The organism is Klebsiella sp. HMSC16A12, from assembly GCF_001808265.1.
GTDB classification, from domain to species: domain Bacteria; phylum Pseudomonadota; class Gammaproteobacteria; order Enterobacterales; family Enterobacteriaceae; genus Klebsiella; species Klebsiella pneumoniae.
This window is the reverse complement of record NZ_KV792576.1, coordinates 52568-66120: the sequence shown is the minus strand read 5'-3', so window position 1 is coordinate 66120 and position 13553 is coordinate 52568. Positions and strand designations below refer to the sequence as shown.

12 protein-coding genes are annotated in these 13553 nt (G+C 57.0%); 4 read left to right on the top strand and 8 right to left on the bottom strand.

All coding sequences use genetic code 11. The annotated features are described in order from the left end of the window. Window positions 1-201 precede the first annotated feature (201 nt). Genes HMPREF3140_RS09150 through HMPREF3140_RS09140 form a run of 3 tightly spaced genes read left to right on the top strand, consistent with a single transcriptional unit; the run spans window position 202 to window position 3810 of the window. Entirely contained in the window at window positions 202-1836 is a 1635-nt protein-coding gene (locus HMPREF3140_RS09150; protein WP_004150305.1) for a carbohydrate porin, read from the top strand. 38 nt (window positions 1837-1874) lie between these two features. Beyond that, entirely contained in the window at window positions 1875-3041 is a 1167-nt protein-coding gene (locus tag HMPREF3140_RS09145) for an alpha/beta hydrolase-fold protein (RefSeq protein WP_070552943.1), read from the top strand. A 49-nt stretch (window positions 3042-3090) separates the two neighbouring features. After that, window positions 3091-3810 carry a glucosamine-6-phosphate deaminase gene (locus HMPREF3140_RS09140; RefSeq protein ID WP_032412649.1) on the top strand — a complete coding sequence of 240 codons (720 nt, stop codon included), beginning with the start codon at window positions 3091-3093 and terminating at the stop codon, window positions 3808-3810. A gap of 79 nt (window positions 3811-3889) precedes the next feature. Here HMPREF3140_RS09140 and yieH read toward each other — a convergent pair whose 3' ends face one another. After that, complete coding sequence (gene yieH, locus HMPREF3140_RS09135; RefSeq protein WP_004145102.1) at window positions 3890-4555, bottom strand: 6-phosphogluconate phosphatase; 666 nt, start codon at window positions 4553-4555, stop codon at window positions 3890-3892. Between the two features lie 170 nt (window positions 4556-4725). Here yieH and HMPREF3140_RS09125 point away from each other — a divergent pair, with 170 nt between their 5' ends. Next, window positions 4726-6063, top strand: a complete 1338-nt coding sequence (locus HMPREF3140_RS09125; protein ID WP_004145100.1) for an NCS2 family permease — start codon at window positions 4726-4728, stop codon at window positions 6061-6063. A gap of 45 nt (window positions 6064-6108) precedes the next feature. Here HMPREF3140_RS09125 and HMPREF3140_RS09120 read toward each other — a convergent pair whose 3' ends face one another. The 7 genes from HMPREF3140_RS09120 to yidC form a co-directional block, all read right to left on the bottom strand. Further along, entirely contained in the window at window positions 6109-6675 is a 567-nt protein-coding gene (locus HMPREF3140_RS09120; protein ID WP_021313050.1) for an NADPH-dependent FMN reductase, read from the bottom strand. A gap of 36 nt (window positions 6676-6711) precedes the next feature. Then, window positions 6712-7287, bottom strand: coding sequence for a 4'-phosphopantetheinyl transferase family protein (locus HMPREF3140_RS09115; RefSeq protein WP_004145098.1), 576 nt, complete (start codon window positions 7285-7287; stop codon window positions 6712-6714). A gap of 309 nt (window positions 7288-7596) precedes the next feature. Next, window positions 7597-8556, bottom strand: coding sequence for an HTH-type transcriptional regulator YidZ (gene yidZ, locus HMPREF3140_RS09110; protein WP_004211197.1), 960 nt, complete (start codon window positions 8554-8556; stop codon window positions 7597-7599). Next, window positions 8531-9709 carry an MFS transporter gene (locus HMPREF3140_RS09105; RefSeq protein WP_004151540.1) on the bottom strand — a complete coding sequence of 393 codons (1179 nt, stop codon included), beginning with the start codon at window positions 9707-9709 and terminating at the stop codon, window positions 8531-8533. The genes yidZ and HMPREF3140_RS09105 overlap by 26 nt, the downstream gene beginning before the upstream one ends. Before the next feature lie 99 nt (window positions 9710-9808). Beyond that, a complete protein-coding gene (locus tag HMPREF3140_RS09100; protein WP_004151539.1) occupies window positions 9809-10228 on the bottom strand; it encodes a GNAT family N-acetyltransferase in 420 nt (139 codons plus the stop codon). Between the two features lie 119 nt (window positions 10229-10347). Next, entirely contained in the window at window positions 10348-11712 is a 1365-nt protein-coding gene (gene mnmE / locus HMPREF3140_RS09095; protein WP_004181597.1) for a tRNA uridine-5-carboxymethylaminomethyl(34) synthesis GTPase MnmE, read from the bottom strand. A gap of 194 nt (window positions 11713-11906) precedes the next feature. Next, complete coding sequence (gene yidC / locus HMPREF3140_RS09090; protein ID WP_070552942.1) at window positions 11907-13553, bottom strand: membrane protein insertase YidC; 1647 nt, start codon at window positions 13551-13553, stop codon at window positions 11907-11909.

Genomic DNA, 13553 nt, shown 5'->3' with positions numbered 1-13553 from the left:
TGCTACCGCGATGCGCGGGCAAAACCTGAAGAGGATTATCTGCCAAGGCAGATGGTCTTCTTCAGGTTTTTTTGTTTTTGTCTAACCGCAAAAATAACAGCCGCCGCGACGTCAAACGGTATGGATACGGCTATTAGCACCGGCACGGAATAGGGTTGTTGTCGTGTTTTATTTACGCCAATGATTATATAAGGGAATATTATGATGAGAAAAAACAGGATCGCTTCGGCGATAGTCTTGCTGGCGCCACTTTGTTATTCAACTAATCTGCTAGCGAGCCAGTTGACGGTGGAACAACGGCTTGAGCTGCTGGAAAAAGCGCTCAAAGACACGCAAAAAGAGCTCAAAAAATATCAGGACCAGGAAAGAAAAAGAGACCAGATTTGGGCCTCATGGTCTCCTCCTGCGGAAGGTCAGAAGCGCAAGACCGGGGGGGCGACCGCCGGGCCGAAAACGGCGGTTAAACCGGATGCGGTGCTGGTTAAAAATCAACAACCTGTCACCGATGGCGCGCCAGCCTACAGCGCGATGACGCTGAAAGACTTTAGCAAGTTCGTGAAAGATGAAATTGGCTTTAGCTATAACGGCTACTTCCGTTCCGGCTGGGGGACCGCCTCGCACGGCTCGCCAAAATCATGGGCGATCGGTTCGCTTGGCCGCCTGGGCAATGAATATTCCGGCTGGTTCGATCTGCAGCTGAAGCAGCGGGTGTTTCAGGAAGGCGATAAACGCGTCGACGCCATCGTGATGCTCGACGGGAACGTCGGCCAGCAGTATTCCACTGGCTGGTTTGGTGACAATGCCGGCGGCGAAAACTACATTCAATTCTCGGATATGTATGTTAACACCAAAGGGTTCCTGCCGTTTGCGCCGGAAGCCGATTTCTGGGTCGGCAAACACGGGGCGCCAAAAATTGAAATCCAGATGCTGGACTGGAAAACGCAGAGAACCGATGCGGCGGCCGGCGTAGGGCTGGAAAACTGGCAGGTGGGCGCCGGGAAATTCGATATCGCGTTGATTCGCGAAGATGTCGATGATTATGACCGTTCTTTAAGCAATAAGCAGCAAATTAACACCAACACCCTGGACGTTCGTTACAAAGAGATTCCGCTGTGGGATAAAGCCAGCCTGATGGTTAGCGGACGCTATGTCGCCGCCAACCAAAGTTCCTCTGAGAAATATAAAGAGGGCAATGAAGGTTATTATCCGTGGAAAGATACCTGGATGGCTGGTACCTCGTTAACGCAGAAATTTGCTAACGGCGGCTTTAACGAATTCTCTTTCTTACTGGCCAATAACTCTATTGCCAGCAGCTTCTCACGCTATGCCGGATCCAGCCCCTATACCACCTTTAATGGCCGCTATTATGGCGATCATACCAATGGCACCGCCGTGCGCTTAACCTCGCAGGGGGAAACCTATTTACGCGATGACGTTATTATGGCGAATGCCATCGTCTACTCTTTTGGTAACGACGTCTATAGCTACGAAACCGGAGCCCACTCCGATTTTGAATCTATCCGTACGGTTCTGCGACCGGCTTATATCTGGGATAAATATAACCAGACCGGCGTCGAGCTGGGGTACTTCAAACAGCAAAACAAAGATGTTACCGGCAAGAAATATAACGAGTCCGGCTACAAGACCACGCTGTTCCATACCTTCAAAGTCAATACCAGTATGCTGACCTCGCGCCCGGAAATTCGTTTCTATGCCACCTATATTAAAGCGAAGGATATTGACCTGGATAAGGCCGCGAATAATACCACCAGCATTTTTGAAGACGGGAAGAACGATCAGTTTGCCGTGGGGGCGCAGGCGGAAATCTGGTGGTGAGACGATAACTGAACGGACACAACGAAAGAGGAACAACGATGAAACGACATGCAATTTATTTCGCCCTGGCGCTGGCGGGCGCGGCGTTTACCCTCCAGGCGGCGCCATTACCCGCGATGCCGGACCCAAGCCTGCCGGTGAGCCACTTTATCACCCAGGTTAACGCGGATAAGAGTCTCACCTACCGCTTGTTTGCCCCTGATGCCCGGCGGGTCTCGATAGTGACTGGCGCCACGCCGGACTCCTTTGTCTCGCACGACATGACCAAGGCAGCGGACGGAGTCTGGACATGGAAAAGCGAGCCGATGAAGCCCAATCTCTATGAATACTATTTCGATGTGGATGGCTTCCGCTCGGTAGATACCGGCAGCCGCTATCAGAAGCCGCAGCGCCAGGTGAACACCAGTCTGATTCTGGTGCCGGGCAGTATTCTTGACGATCGGGAGGTTGCGCATGGCGATCTGCGCACCCTCACCTATCACTCGAAGGCTCTGAACGCCGAACGTCGTCTCTATGTCTGGACGCCGCCGGGCTATAGCGGAACCGGCGATCCGCTGCCGGTGCTCTATTTCTATCATGGCTTTGGCGACAGCGGCCTGTCGGCCATCGATCAGGGGCGGATCCCGCAAATCATGGATAACCTGCTGGCGGAGGGCAAGATTAAGCCGATGCTGGTGGTGGTCCCGGATACCGAAACCGATATCCCGGAAGCGGTCGCGGAAAACTTCCCTCCGCAGGAGCGGCGCAAAACCTTCTATCCACTTAATGCGCAGGCGGCGGATAAAGAGCTCATGCAGGATATTATTCCGCTGATAGATGCCCGATTTAACGTGCGTAAAGATGCCGACGGTCGGGCGCTGGCGGGCCTCTCGCAGGGCGGTTATCAGGCGCTGGTTTCCGGAATGAATCATCTGGAGAGCTTTGGCTGGCTCGCCACCTTTAGCGGCGTTACGACTACCACGGTGCCGAATGCCGGCGTGGAAGCGCAGCTGAAGCAGCCTGACGCGATCAATAAGCAGCTGCGTAACTTTACCGTGGTCGTCGGGGAAAAAGATTCTGTGACCGGTAAAGACATTGCTGGTCTGAAAAGCGAGCTGGAAAAACAGCAGATTAAATTTGATTACCACCAGTATCCCGGCCTGAACCATGAAATGGACGTCTGGCGCCCGGCCTACGCCGAGTTTGTGCAAAAACTGTTTAAATAACCTTTAGGGGGCCTTCAGCCCCCGTTTTGTGCTTGTGAAGGACGACAAGATGAAAATGATTGTGACCGAAGATTATGAAGAGATGAGCCTGGTCGCCAGCCATCATGTTCTGGGCTATATCACGGTGCCGCGGCGGGTGAATCTGGCGGTGACGGCGGGGAGCACGCCAAAGCGGATGTATGAGCATTTGACCGCCGCCGTGAAAGGCAAAGCATTCTATGATCGGGTGCACTATTACAACTTCGATGAGATCCCTTTTCGCGACCAGTCGCGAGAAGGCGTCACGATATCTAATTTGCGCCAGCTGTTTTTTACCCCGGCGCAGATCAAAGAAGAGAACATTCACAAGCTGACGCTGGACAACGCCGCTCAGCACGATCGCCAGCTGGAAGAGGCTGGCGGTCTGGATCTGATGGTGCTGGGGCTGGGGGCCGACGGCCATTTTTGCGGCAACCTGCCGAATACCACCCGCTTTCATGATCAGACGGTCGAAGTGCCGATTCATGGGGAAATGATTGCTCTTATCGCTAACAGCGAGATGGGCGGGGATATCTCGGCAGTACCAAACAGCTATGTCACCATGGGGCCGAGAAGCGTGATGGCGGCGAAAAATTTATTGCTAATTGTCAGCGGTGCGGCAAAAGCGCACGCGTTAAAGCAAGTGGTGGAAGGTCCGGTCAGCGTGCAGGTGCCGGCTTCAGTGCTCAAATTGCACCCTTCACTGGTGATTATTGCCGATAAAGCGGCGGCGGCAGAATTGCAGCAATAAAAAGCCGCTAGTTCTATTCCCCGCTTACGCAGATGCATAGCGGGGGGGCATCGATGCCAACGTGCCGCTCACCAGGCCCTTAACGCGTGATATCCCAGCCGCGCGCCTGCCACAATGCCGGCAGCTCTGCCAGATCGGTAAAGGTCGTCACTTTGGGATGATCGATCGGCTGGTTGTGCGGATCGGCGCAGAAATAAAACACTTCCATGCCGGCGGCAATCCCCGACTGAGCGCCGGCGCTGGAGTCATCCACCAGAATACAGTTTTCGGCTTTTACCTGCATGGCCTCTGCCGCATGAAACATCAGCGCCGGGTCGGGCTTCCAGCGCTGAATATCGTAGCCGCTGTACAAGCGGTCAGTGAAATGGCGCAGCAGGCCGGTGCGTCCGAGCGAGTGCTGCATCTTACTGACCGGGCCATTGGAAACCACGCACATCGGGACGCTTACCGCATCCAGCAGCGCCTGGGCTCCGGGAATCACCTCCAGCTCGCTATCGAACAGGCGAGCGACCTCCGCCCGGTAAATCGGCTCCAGGGTGGCCTTTTGCAGATTAACGCCATACTCAGCGTTGATGGTGTCGATAATTTCGTACAGCTTCACACCTTTGAAGCGCTTAAAAATCTCGGCGAGGTCCAGCGTAATGCCGAATTCCTGAAACATGTGAACGTAGGCGCGGGAGCAAATCACCTCGCTGTCGACCAGCGTGCCGTCACAGTCAAAAAATACTGCTTCTGGTTGAGTCATAGCCTTTCCATATTAACAAGTTTAACGTTTTCGTAATGCTCAATGCCGCGACGCAATCGTTGCCGTATAAGCAAAATAAATGAAAAAAAATTACCATACAACCGCGCCTGGTGCCGTAATTTGGTATAGGATAGCCTCGAATTTTCCCTCCTTACGTTCGGAAACCGATAATGAGTCAACAACAAACCAGCCAGTCTTCTGGCCAGGGTCTGCTGGAGCGCGTATTTAAGCTGCGCGAGCACGGCACCACGGTGCGCACCGAAGCCATCGCCGGTTTCACCACGTTCCTGACGATGGTGTATATCGTTTTTGTTAACCCACAAATTCTTGGCGTAGCGGGCATGGATACCAGCGCCGTGTTTGTGACCACCTGTCTGATTGCCGCTTTCGGCAGTATCCTAATGGGTCTGTTCGCGAACCTGCCGGTCGCCCTGGCGCCGGCGATGGGCCTGAACGCCTTTTTCGCCTTTGTGGTGGTGCAGGCGATGGGGCTGCCGTGGCAGGTGGGCATGGGCGCCATCTTCTGGGGCGCCGTGGGCCTGCTGCTGCTGACCATCTTCCGCGTACGTTACTGGATGATCGCCAATATTCCGCTTAGCCTGCGTGTAGGTATCACCAGCGGTATCGGCCTGTTTATCGGCATGATGGGCCTGAAAAACGCCGGGGTGATTGTCGCCAATCCGGAAACGCTGGTCAGCATTGGTCATTTGACTTCCCACAGCGTACTGCTGGGCGTGCTGGGCTTCTTTATCATCGCGATTCTGGCGTCGCGCAACATTCACGCCGCGGTACTGGTCTCTATCGTTGTGACCACCCTGCTGGGCTGGATGCTGGGCGACGTGCATTACACCGGGATCGTCTCGGCGCCGCCGAGCGTGGCTTCGGTGATTGGTCAGGTCGATCTGGCGGGCTCCCTGAACCTGGGCCTGGCCGGCGTGATCTTCTCCTTTATGCTGGTCAACCTGTTTGACTCCTCCGGGACGCTGATTGGCGTGACGGATAAAGCGGGTCTCGCGGATGCCAACGGTAAATTCCCGCGCATGAAGCAAGCGCTGTTTGTCGATAGCGTCTCGTCGGTGGCGGGCTCCTTCATCGGTACCTCGTCGGTGACGGCCTATATCGAATCTTCTTCCGGCGTTTCCGTGGGCGGGCGTACCGGCCTGACCGCCGTTGTCGTTGGTATCCTGTTCCTGCTGGTTATTTTCCTCTCTCCGCTGGCGGGGATGGTTCCTGGCTATGCCGCCGCGGGCGCGCTGATATACGTTGGCGTGCTGATGACCTCCAGCCTCGCGCGCGTGAAGTGGAGCGACCTGACCGAGGCGGTGCCTGCGTTCATCACCGCAGTGATGATGCCGTTTAGCTTCTCGATCACCGAAGGTATCGCCCTGGGCTTTATCTCTTACTGCGTGATGAAGATCGGTACCGGCCGGCTGCGCGAGCTCAGCCCGTGTGTGATTATCGTTTCGCTGCTGTTCGTGCTGAAAATTGTCTTTATCGATGCACATTAATCCGCACGCATGATGAAAAAGCCCGGCATCGCTGCCGGGCTTTTTTTATGCTTTAACCCGCCGAATATAGTCGCCAAAGGCGGTCAGCTGGCCGCGCAGATGGTCCAGCGTGCTCTGATCGACCACTTCACCCGCCTGTGGATCGACTTTGTTCTGGATGACGCCGCCCATAAACTCCGGCTTGTTCATGACCATCGCATCGAGGAAGACCAGAATCTGCCGCAGATGATACTGGCAGCGAGCCCCGCCGATAGCGCCCATGGAGCTGGTCTGGATCAGTACCGGTTTGCCGGCCAGCGGCTGTTCCGGCAGACGTGAGAGCCAGTCGATGGCGTTTTTCAGGCCGCCAGGCACGGAATAGTTATATTCTGGAGTGACTATCACTACCCCATCCGCCTCGCGGATCTGTTGCGCAATCTCCTGCACGCGCTGCGGAAAACCTTCTTCCTCCTGCATATCAGCATCGTACAGCGGGATATCACCGATCGACGGCAGCGCGGAGATATCCATGCCCGCTGGCGCGATGCCGGGCAGGGTGCGCGCGACCATTCCATTAAACGACCCTTTACGCAGGCTGCCGAGTAACGTAACCACTTTCAAGGTATCTGACATGATTGCTCCTTTGGATCATGATGCCGGCAAGACCGGTCAATTGAGGGATAAGGTTTTTTCCATGGGTAAGCTGGTAAAGCGCATCAGGCGGGCTGACGGTTCGCGTGCGCGCTGCTGCGCATCAGCCAGGCTGCGCCAGTCACCTCCCTTAGCATCATATTCCCAGACCTTCAGCGAGCCGATGTTCGGGGTAGCGGCAATGGACCATACCAGCAGCGATTCGGCGTCACATACCGCTTCGATTGGCTGACTGCCGGCGGTGCGCAGGCGGCCAGAGCCGGGCAGCAGCTGCAGCTGCGTTGATGCTTCGCCGGTCAGCTTTAGCACGCTGCGGCGCAGCGCTACCAGCTGGCTGCGCGCTTCGTCCGGATCATGCTGTATGTTAATCCACAGATTCTCATTGTTGCTGAAATTGTGCCGGTCGGCGTCGTGGCTGCGGACAGTGCGCTGCAGTTCCATGTCGAGGCCACAATCCCCCTCGGTGGTGAGGGCAACACCAACGATATTGCCAGTATAAGCGATCGAAAAGCGGGGCAGTTGGCGATCGCTAAAAACCGGTCGGCCATTGGCTTCGTTGATGATTTCAGGCAGCTCGCTGATGCCGTAAAGCATAAACAGCAGCTCGGCAAGCAGCGAGCGCGACGCGCAAAAGCGAGCCTGGCGATATGTCGGGAGAAGACGTGCGGATTGATGACAGGCCGCTGACAAACGTGTCGATAGCGGCTCCCCGGTACTGAGTATCCCTCTTGCAAAATGCGTTGCCATACGTCGCTCCGTGAGTAATGGTCTGGATAAAACTGCGGGCGCTATTATCGCCTGGTATTAACAGGTTTTAATGCCGAAATCCCCCATTGAAAAGGGAATTTGTTTGAATTTTACAAATTCTTGCGCAAATAAGGTGCTATGGGCACGAAACAAGGCTTAAAGCGTACCGGAATAGAGCGCTTTCAGCGTATCTCTAAGCCAGACAAGCTTCGGGTTGTAGCTGTTGCGCTTATGCCATAGCAGGGTGAAGGGAACGCGCAGCTTTTCCAGATGCTGCGCCTCCAGGGGGAGCGGCCGGGAGACGAGCGGCAGCTGGTGCTGCTGATTATAGTGCTGACAGTAGCGCGGCGCGGTGGCCAGCATGGTGTGCTGCGGCTGAGCGGCCATAAAAAGTGATTGCTCAAACCCCGGCACGGTCAGCGCCACGTTACGCTTATACCCCAGCTCCTGCAGCACGTCGTCCAGGGCCCAGGTATCGCGTTGTTCCCAGCAGATAGTGATATGCGGATAGCGTAAGAATGCCGCCAGATCCCACTCTTCCCTGAGCGCCGGATGATCGGCGCGCAGCCAGACCTGCGGCAGGTCGGTGAACAGCACATCAAAATCGATATACCACGGCAGCAGGCTCAGCAGCTCACGCGACTGCGGATGGCTTTCGCGTCCGCAGAAGCCGATATCCACCTCACCGCGGATGATGGCGTCCAGGGAGTCGTAGTCCCAGTTGCGCAAACGAATCAATGCCTGCGGATAGCGCTGATAGATGCGCTGAGAGAGGGTGTTAAACAGGATCATCAGCAGCGGCGCTTCCGCCGCCAGTTCGAATTTGAGGCCGCTTGGCATGGTATGGTGCGGTTTATCGAGGATTTGGTTGCCCATCTGCATCCAGTCCGCCAGATCCTGCTCCATGCTGCTGACCAGCGGCGTGGGCGCCAGGCCCAGCGGGGTTTTCACAAACAGCGGATCGTCAAACCAGGCGCGCAGTTTGGCCAGCGACTTGCTCACCGCTGACGGCGAAACGTTCATCCGCTTCGCCGTACGGGTAACGCTGAGCTCCTGGGTCAGGAGCTGCAGGCAGAGGAGTAAATTAAGATCAAGACTCGACAGCGGCTTCTTCATCGTATTGCGCAACCCGCGGCGGGGTGACGACCAGTAACAAAACAAGGCTCACTATGCTACAGGCAATGAGTATCCCGATCAGCATATTCATTGCGCTGAGTCCGATGATGGCGGCGAGCCAAATCCACAGCGATGAACCGCACACCTGCGCGATGCCGAGGACCGAGCTGGCGACGCCCGCGCGCAGCGTGAACGGCCCCAGCGCCTGGCTCATCGCGACGCCGAACCCAACGGAGAAGCCGGCGCAAATCATGCCCAGCCCGATCAGGGTGACGGCCTGGCGAGTGGCGAGGCTCAGCGTCACGCCTGCCGCCAGAAACAGCACCTGTGAGGTCAGCATTAAGGTGCGGGGGTTAAACAGCGACAGGGCGAACGGCGTTGAGAAGGAGACCGCCATGCTGATCATCGCCATCAGAGCCATCGCCATTGAGTAAGTTCCCCGGTCGAACCCCATCTCTTCCATCATTAGTACCGGCGAGACGTTAACGTAGGTCAGGATCACCGTCACGCTGAGGGTGGTAATGAGTAAGCGGCTGAGGAAAAAGCGGTTCAACAGCGATTCGCCAGCGTCATGCTGCGGTGACGCTGCCTGCGGAGGCGCCGTCGGCCGCGTTTCACGCAGGATAAAGACCGACAGCACAGCGACCATGACGCCCATGCCGGTCATCGTGTAGAACAGGCTCTGCCACGGATATTTCAGCATAATCAGGTGGCCAAGCACCGGCGCCAGGACGGGGATAATGCAGGTGATGCCGTTGAGCAACGACAGCACCTTGGCGCGGCGACGGTCGTCCAGCGTATCGCGCAGGATAGCGAAAGCCACCACGTAGCAGCTGCCGGCGCCGATCCCCTGGATAAAGCGTCCGATGAGGAAGTGGCTGCTGGTATGCGCCTGGGCGCAGAGCAGGGAGGCGATAACAAAGATCGCTGCACCTACAATAGCGACAGGCTTACGCCCCGAGCGGTCGGCGATGCGGCCAGCAAACAGCATCGCGGAGGCCATACCGGCCAGATAGACCGAGAAGGCGATATGTAATTGCGCCTCGCTGGCCCCCAGGTCCTGAGCAATACGCGGCAGGCCGACCAGATACATATCGATGCCGGAGGGGTAGAGCAGAACCAGGGCAAAGCTGCAGAGAAGAAAGCGTGTCATGGGATCCTCGCGATGTGAATGGCGTTCAGCATAGTGAGGAACGCGCCGTAAGACGAGTTGCCATTTGGACAACGCTCTTTTCCTGGCAGGAAATGCGAGCTAACGACTGCGGGTTCGCCAGACGCGGGCCATCCCCTCGCTCTCCGGGCGAACGCTTTCGAAGCCGAACTTCGCGTACAGTTCCGGCACATCCGCCACCAGCGTAACGTAGGCGCCATCAAAGGCGTTAGCGTCCAGCCAGGCGACCAGCTTCTCCATCACCAGCCGGCCAAGGCCTTTTCCCTGGTGAGCCGGATCGACGGCGACGTCGACAATATCGAAATTAATCGCGCCGTCGCCGACGATGCGTCCCATCGCGATCGGCGTCTCCTGCCAGAGGATATGTACGCCATAACAGCTATGCGGCAGTCCGGCTCTGGCGCCTTCCAGGGGGCGCGGCGACATGCCGGCGGCTACCCGCAGGTGGCAAAACGCTTCGGCGGAGGGCACCTTCTCGATCACGGTATATTCAACGGTCATGTTTTAGTCTCGCGGCAGAGGGGGAGATAAAAGTAGAGAACGTTGCGTTGCAAAGGGCAAGAAAAAACCCGTATTAACGCGGCGTTAATACGGGTTAGTGAACGTTTACGGACTGGCGGTTACTTACCGATGCAGAAGCTGGAGAAGATGCGGCCCAGCAGATCGTCGGAAGTGAACTCCCCGGTGATCTCGCTCAGCGCCTGCTGCGCGAGGCGCAGCTCTTCCGCCAGCAGCTCGCCGGCCCAGGCGCCCAGCAGCTGGGCTTTGCCTTGCTGCAGATGGTTCGCCGCCTCTTCCAGGGCCTGCAGGTGACGGCGGCGGGCGAGGAAGCCGCCTTCCATATTGGTATCGAAGCCCATGCTCTGCTTGAGGTGGTTACGTAGCACCTCCACGCCGTCGCCGGTACGTGCCGACAGGCGAATAAGTGAGTGGCCATTTACTTCGCTGATACCGAGCGCTTCGCCGGTGACATCGGCTTTATTGCGCACCACGGTAATCGGCAATTTAGCGGGCAGGCGCTCGATAAAGTCTGGCCAGATCTCCGCCGGGTCAACGGCGCCGGTGGTGGTGCCATCGACCATAAACAGCACCCGATCGGCCTGGGCAATCTCCTGCCAGGCGCGCTCGATGCCGATACGTTCCACTTCGTCATTAGCATCGCGCAGGCCTGCGGTATCGATGATATGCAGCGGCATGCCGTCGATATGGATATGCTCGCGTAGCACGTCGCGGGTGGTACCGGCGATATCGGTGACGATCGCCGCTTCGCGGCCCGCCAGGGCGTTCAGCAGGCTTGATTTACCGGCATTTGGCCGCCCGGCGATCACCACTTTCATCCCTTCGCGCAGCAGGCTGCCCTGACGAGCTTCAGCGCGGACGGCGTCGAGATCGGCCATCACCTCGTTCAGCTGGGCTTCAATTTTGCCGTCGGAAAGGAAATCGATTTCTTCATCCGGGAAGTCAATGGCCGCTTCCACGTAGATGCGCAGGTGAGTGAGCGCTTCCACAAGATGATTCACCCGCGCGGAGAACGCCCCCTGCAGCGAATTCAGCGCCGAGCGCGCCGCCTGCTCTGAACTGGCGTCGATAAGGTCGGCGATGGCCTCTGCCTGCGCCAGATCGAGCTTGTCGTTGAGGAACGCGCGCTCGGAAAACTCACCCGGCCTGGCGATGCGCAGGCCCGGCAGGGTCAGAATACGTTTAAGCAGCAGGTCGAGAATGACCGGGCCGCCGTGGCCCTGCAGCTCAAGCACATCTTCCCCGGTAAAGGAGTTCGGCCCGGGGAACCACAGCGCAATCCCCTGATCCAGCGGGGTACCGTCAACGTCGTTGAACGGCAGGTAGTCGGCATAGCGCGGCTTCGGCAGCTTGCCCAGCACCGCCTGCGCGACGTCGCGCGCCTTAAGGCCGGAGATACGCAGGATGCCCACACCCCCGCGTCCCGGAGGGGTTGCCTGGGCGACGATAGTGTCGTTATGGCTCATGGTGACTCTCTATGTAGATGTAAAAAAGGCGGTCCATTGACCGCCTTCTCTGGCATTAACGCTACCGTAGATACTCGAAATAATTCAAGTTGCAGAAAGGCGGCAAGTTAGTGAGGCCCCAGGAGCTTACTGTAGTAAGTGACTGGGGCGAACTAATGAAGCCAACGCATCTGCGGCTTGAAGAATGAAGAGTATCAGGATTTCTTCTTCTCGCGGCTATGCAGGCCACGTTTCTCCAGACCACGGTAAATCAGCTGCTGCTGAATAATGGTGACCAGGTTGCTGACGATGTAGTACACCACCAGGCCAGACGGGAACCACAGGAAGAACACCGTGAAGATGACCGGCATAAAGGTCATGATCTTCTGCTGCATCGGGTCGGTCACGGTGGTCGGCGACATCTTCTGGATGAAGAACATGGTCGCGCCCATGATGATCGGCAGGATGTAGTACGGGTCCTGAGCAGACAGGTCGTGGATCCACAGGATAAACGGCGCATGACGCAGTTCAACCGAGGCGCTCAGCATGTAGTACAGCGCAAGGAAGATCGGCATCTGAATAATCAGCGGGAAGCAGCCGCCCAGCGGGTTTACTTTTTCCGCTTTATACAGCGCCATCATCTCCTGGCTTTGACGTTGTTTATCGTCGCCCAGACGCTCACGCATGGCCTGAATCTTCGGCTGCAGCATGCGCATCTTCGCCATGGAGGTGTACTGCGCTTTGGTCAGCGGGTACATGATGCCACGAACGATAAAGGTGATAACGATGATCGAGAAGCCCCAGTTGCCGAGGAAGCTGTGGATGAATTTCAGCAGCTTGAACAGCGGTTGGGAGATGAACCACAGCCAGCCGTAGTCGACGGTCAGATCCAGGTGCGGCGCAACGGCAGCCATTTTGTCCTGAATAGCCGGGCCGACCCGCAGCGTGCTCTGCAGTTTGTCGGTCTGGCCTGGCTGCACCAGTACCGGCTGCGATTTGTAGCCAATAGCGACAACGCCGTTGCCGAGGTTGGCGGTGTAGAAGTTATTCGTCCCGTTATTCCGCGGCACCCATGCGGTGGTGAAGTACTGCTGCAGCATGGCAACCCAACCGTTTTTGGTGCTGACGTTCAGGTTTTCGTTATCCAGAATGGTATCGAATTTATATTTCTCGTATTTCGAATCCGCAGTGGAGAACGCGGCGCCACGGAAAGTATGCATCGTGGACAGGCCTCCGGTCTGCGTATCGCGACTGGTCGGCAGCGCAGCGGTCTGCTTCAACTGACCGAAGGTCGAGACTTCCAGAGGCTTCTCGCTGGCATTCTGCACGCTGTAACCCACGTTCACCGCATAGCCACCGCGCTTCAGGGTGAAGGTTTTGGTGAAGACGTTGCCGGCTTTGTCAGTGTAGGTCAGCGGGATAACGAGCTCATCCTGGCCATCGGCCAACACAAACGCCTCTTTATCGACGTTGTACAGCGGACGCGGGCCGTTTGCCGGGTTATCCGGACCGTCACGGCCGGTTAAGCCGCTCTGCGCCTGGTAGACAAACTGCGGCGTGGTTTCCAGTAACTGGAACGGTTCGGTCGATTTCAGCGTTTTTGGATACGCCAGAAGCAGCGCCTGCTCAATATCGCCACCGTTGGTGTTGATAGTCAGCTCAAGCACGTCGGTTTTAACCGTAATCAGTTTCCCCTGGCCACTGGCCGGTACGCCCTGGTCGGCGGCGCTACCCGCTGCTGTGGTCGTAGTCTGCGTGGTCTGCTGCTGGGGCTGCGGATTTTTGTCCTGCTCCCAGGCTTGCCAGATCATGAAAGACACGAACAACAAAGCGATGATAAGAAGATTGCGTTGCGAATCCAT

What these genes read in the sequence shown, in the direction of transcription:
- HMPREF3140_RS09150 (WP_004150305.1), top strand. Translation starts at nt 202, where the DNA reads ATGATGAGAAAAAACAGGATCGCTTCGGCGATAGTCTTGCTGGCGCCA.
- HMPREF3140_RS09145 (WP_070552943.1), top strand. Translation starts at nt 1,875, where the DNA reads ATGAAACGACATGCAATTTATTTCGCCCTGGCGCTGGCGGGCGCGGCG.
- HMPREF3140_RS09140 (WP_032412649.1), top strand. Translation starts at nt 3,091, where the DNA reads ATGAAAATGATTGTGACCGAAGATTATGAAGAGATGAGCCTGGTCGCC.
- yieH (WP_004145102.1), bottom strand. Translation starts at nt 4,555, where the DNA reads ATGACTCAACCAGAAGCAGTATTTTTTGACTGTGACGGCACGCTGGTC.
- HMPREF3140_RS09125 (WP_004145100.1), top strand. Translation starts at nt 4,726, where the DNA reads ATGAGTCAACAACAAACCAGCCAGTCTTCTGGCCAGGGTCTGCTGGAG.
- HMPREF3140_RS09120 (WP_021313050.1), bottom strand. Translation starts at nt 6,675, where the DNA reads ATGTCAGATACCTTGAAAGTGGTTACGTTACTCGGCAGCCTGCGTAAA.
- HMPREF3140_RS09115 (WP_004145098.1), bottom strand. Translation starts at nt 7,287, where the DNA reads ATGCTTTACGGCATCAGCGAGCTGCCTGAAATCATCAACGAAGCCAAT.
- yidZ (WP_004211197.1), bottom strand. Translation starts at nt 8,556, where the DNA reads ATGAAGAAGCCGCTGTCGAGTCTTGATCTTAATTTACTCCTCTGCCTG.
- HMPREF3140_RS09105 (WP_004151540.1), bottom strand. Translation starts at nt 9,709, where the DNA reads ATGACACGCTTTCTTCTCTGCAGCTTTGCCCTGGTTCTGCTCTACCCC.
- HMPREF3140_RS09100 (WP_004151539.1), bottom strand. Translation starts at nt 10,228, where the DNA reads ATGACCGTTGAATATACCGTGATCGAGAAGGTGCCCTCCGCCGAAGCG.
- mnmE (WP_004181597.1), bottom strand. Translation starts at nt 11,712, where the DNA reads ATGAGCCATAACGACACTATCGTCGCCCAGGCAACCCCTCCGGGACGC.
- yidC (WP_070552942.1), bottom strand. Translation starts at nt 13,553, where the DNA reads ATGGATTCGCAACGCAATCTTCTTATCATCGCTTTGTTGTTCGTGTCT.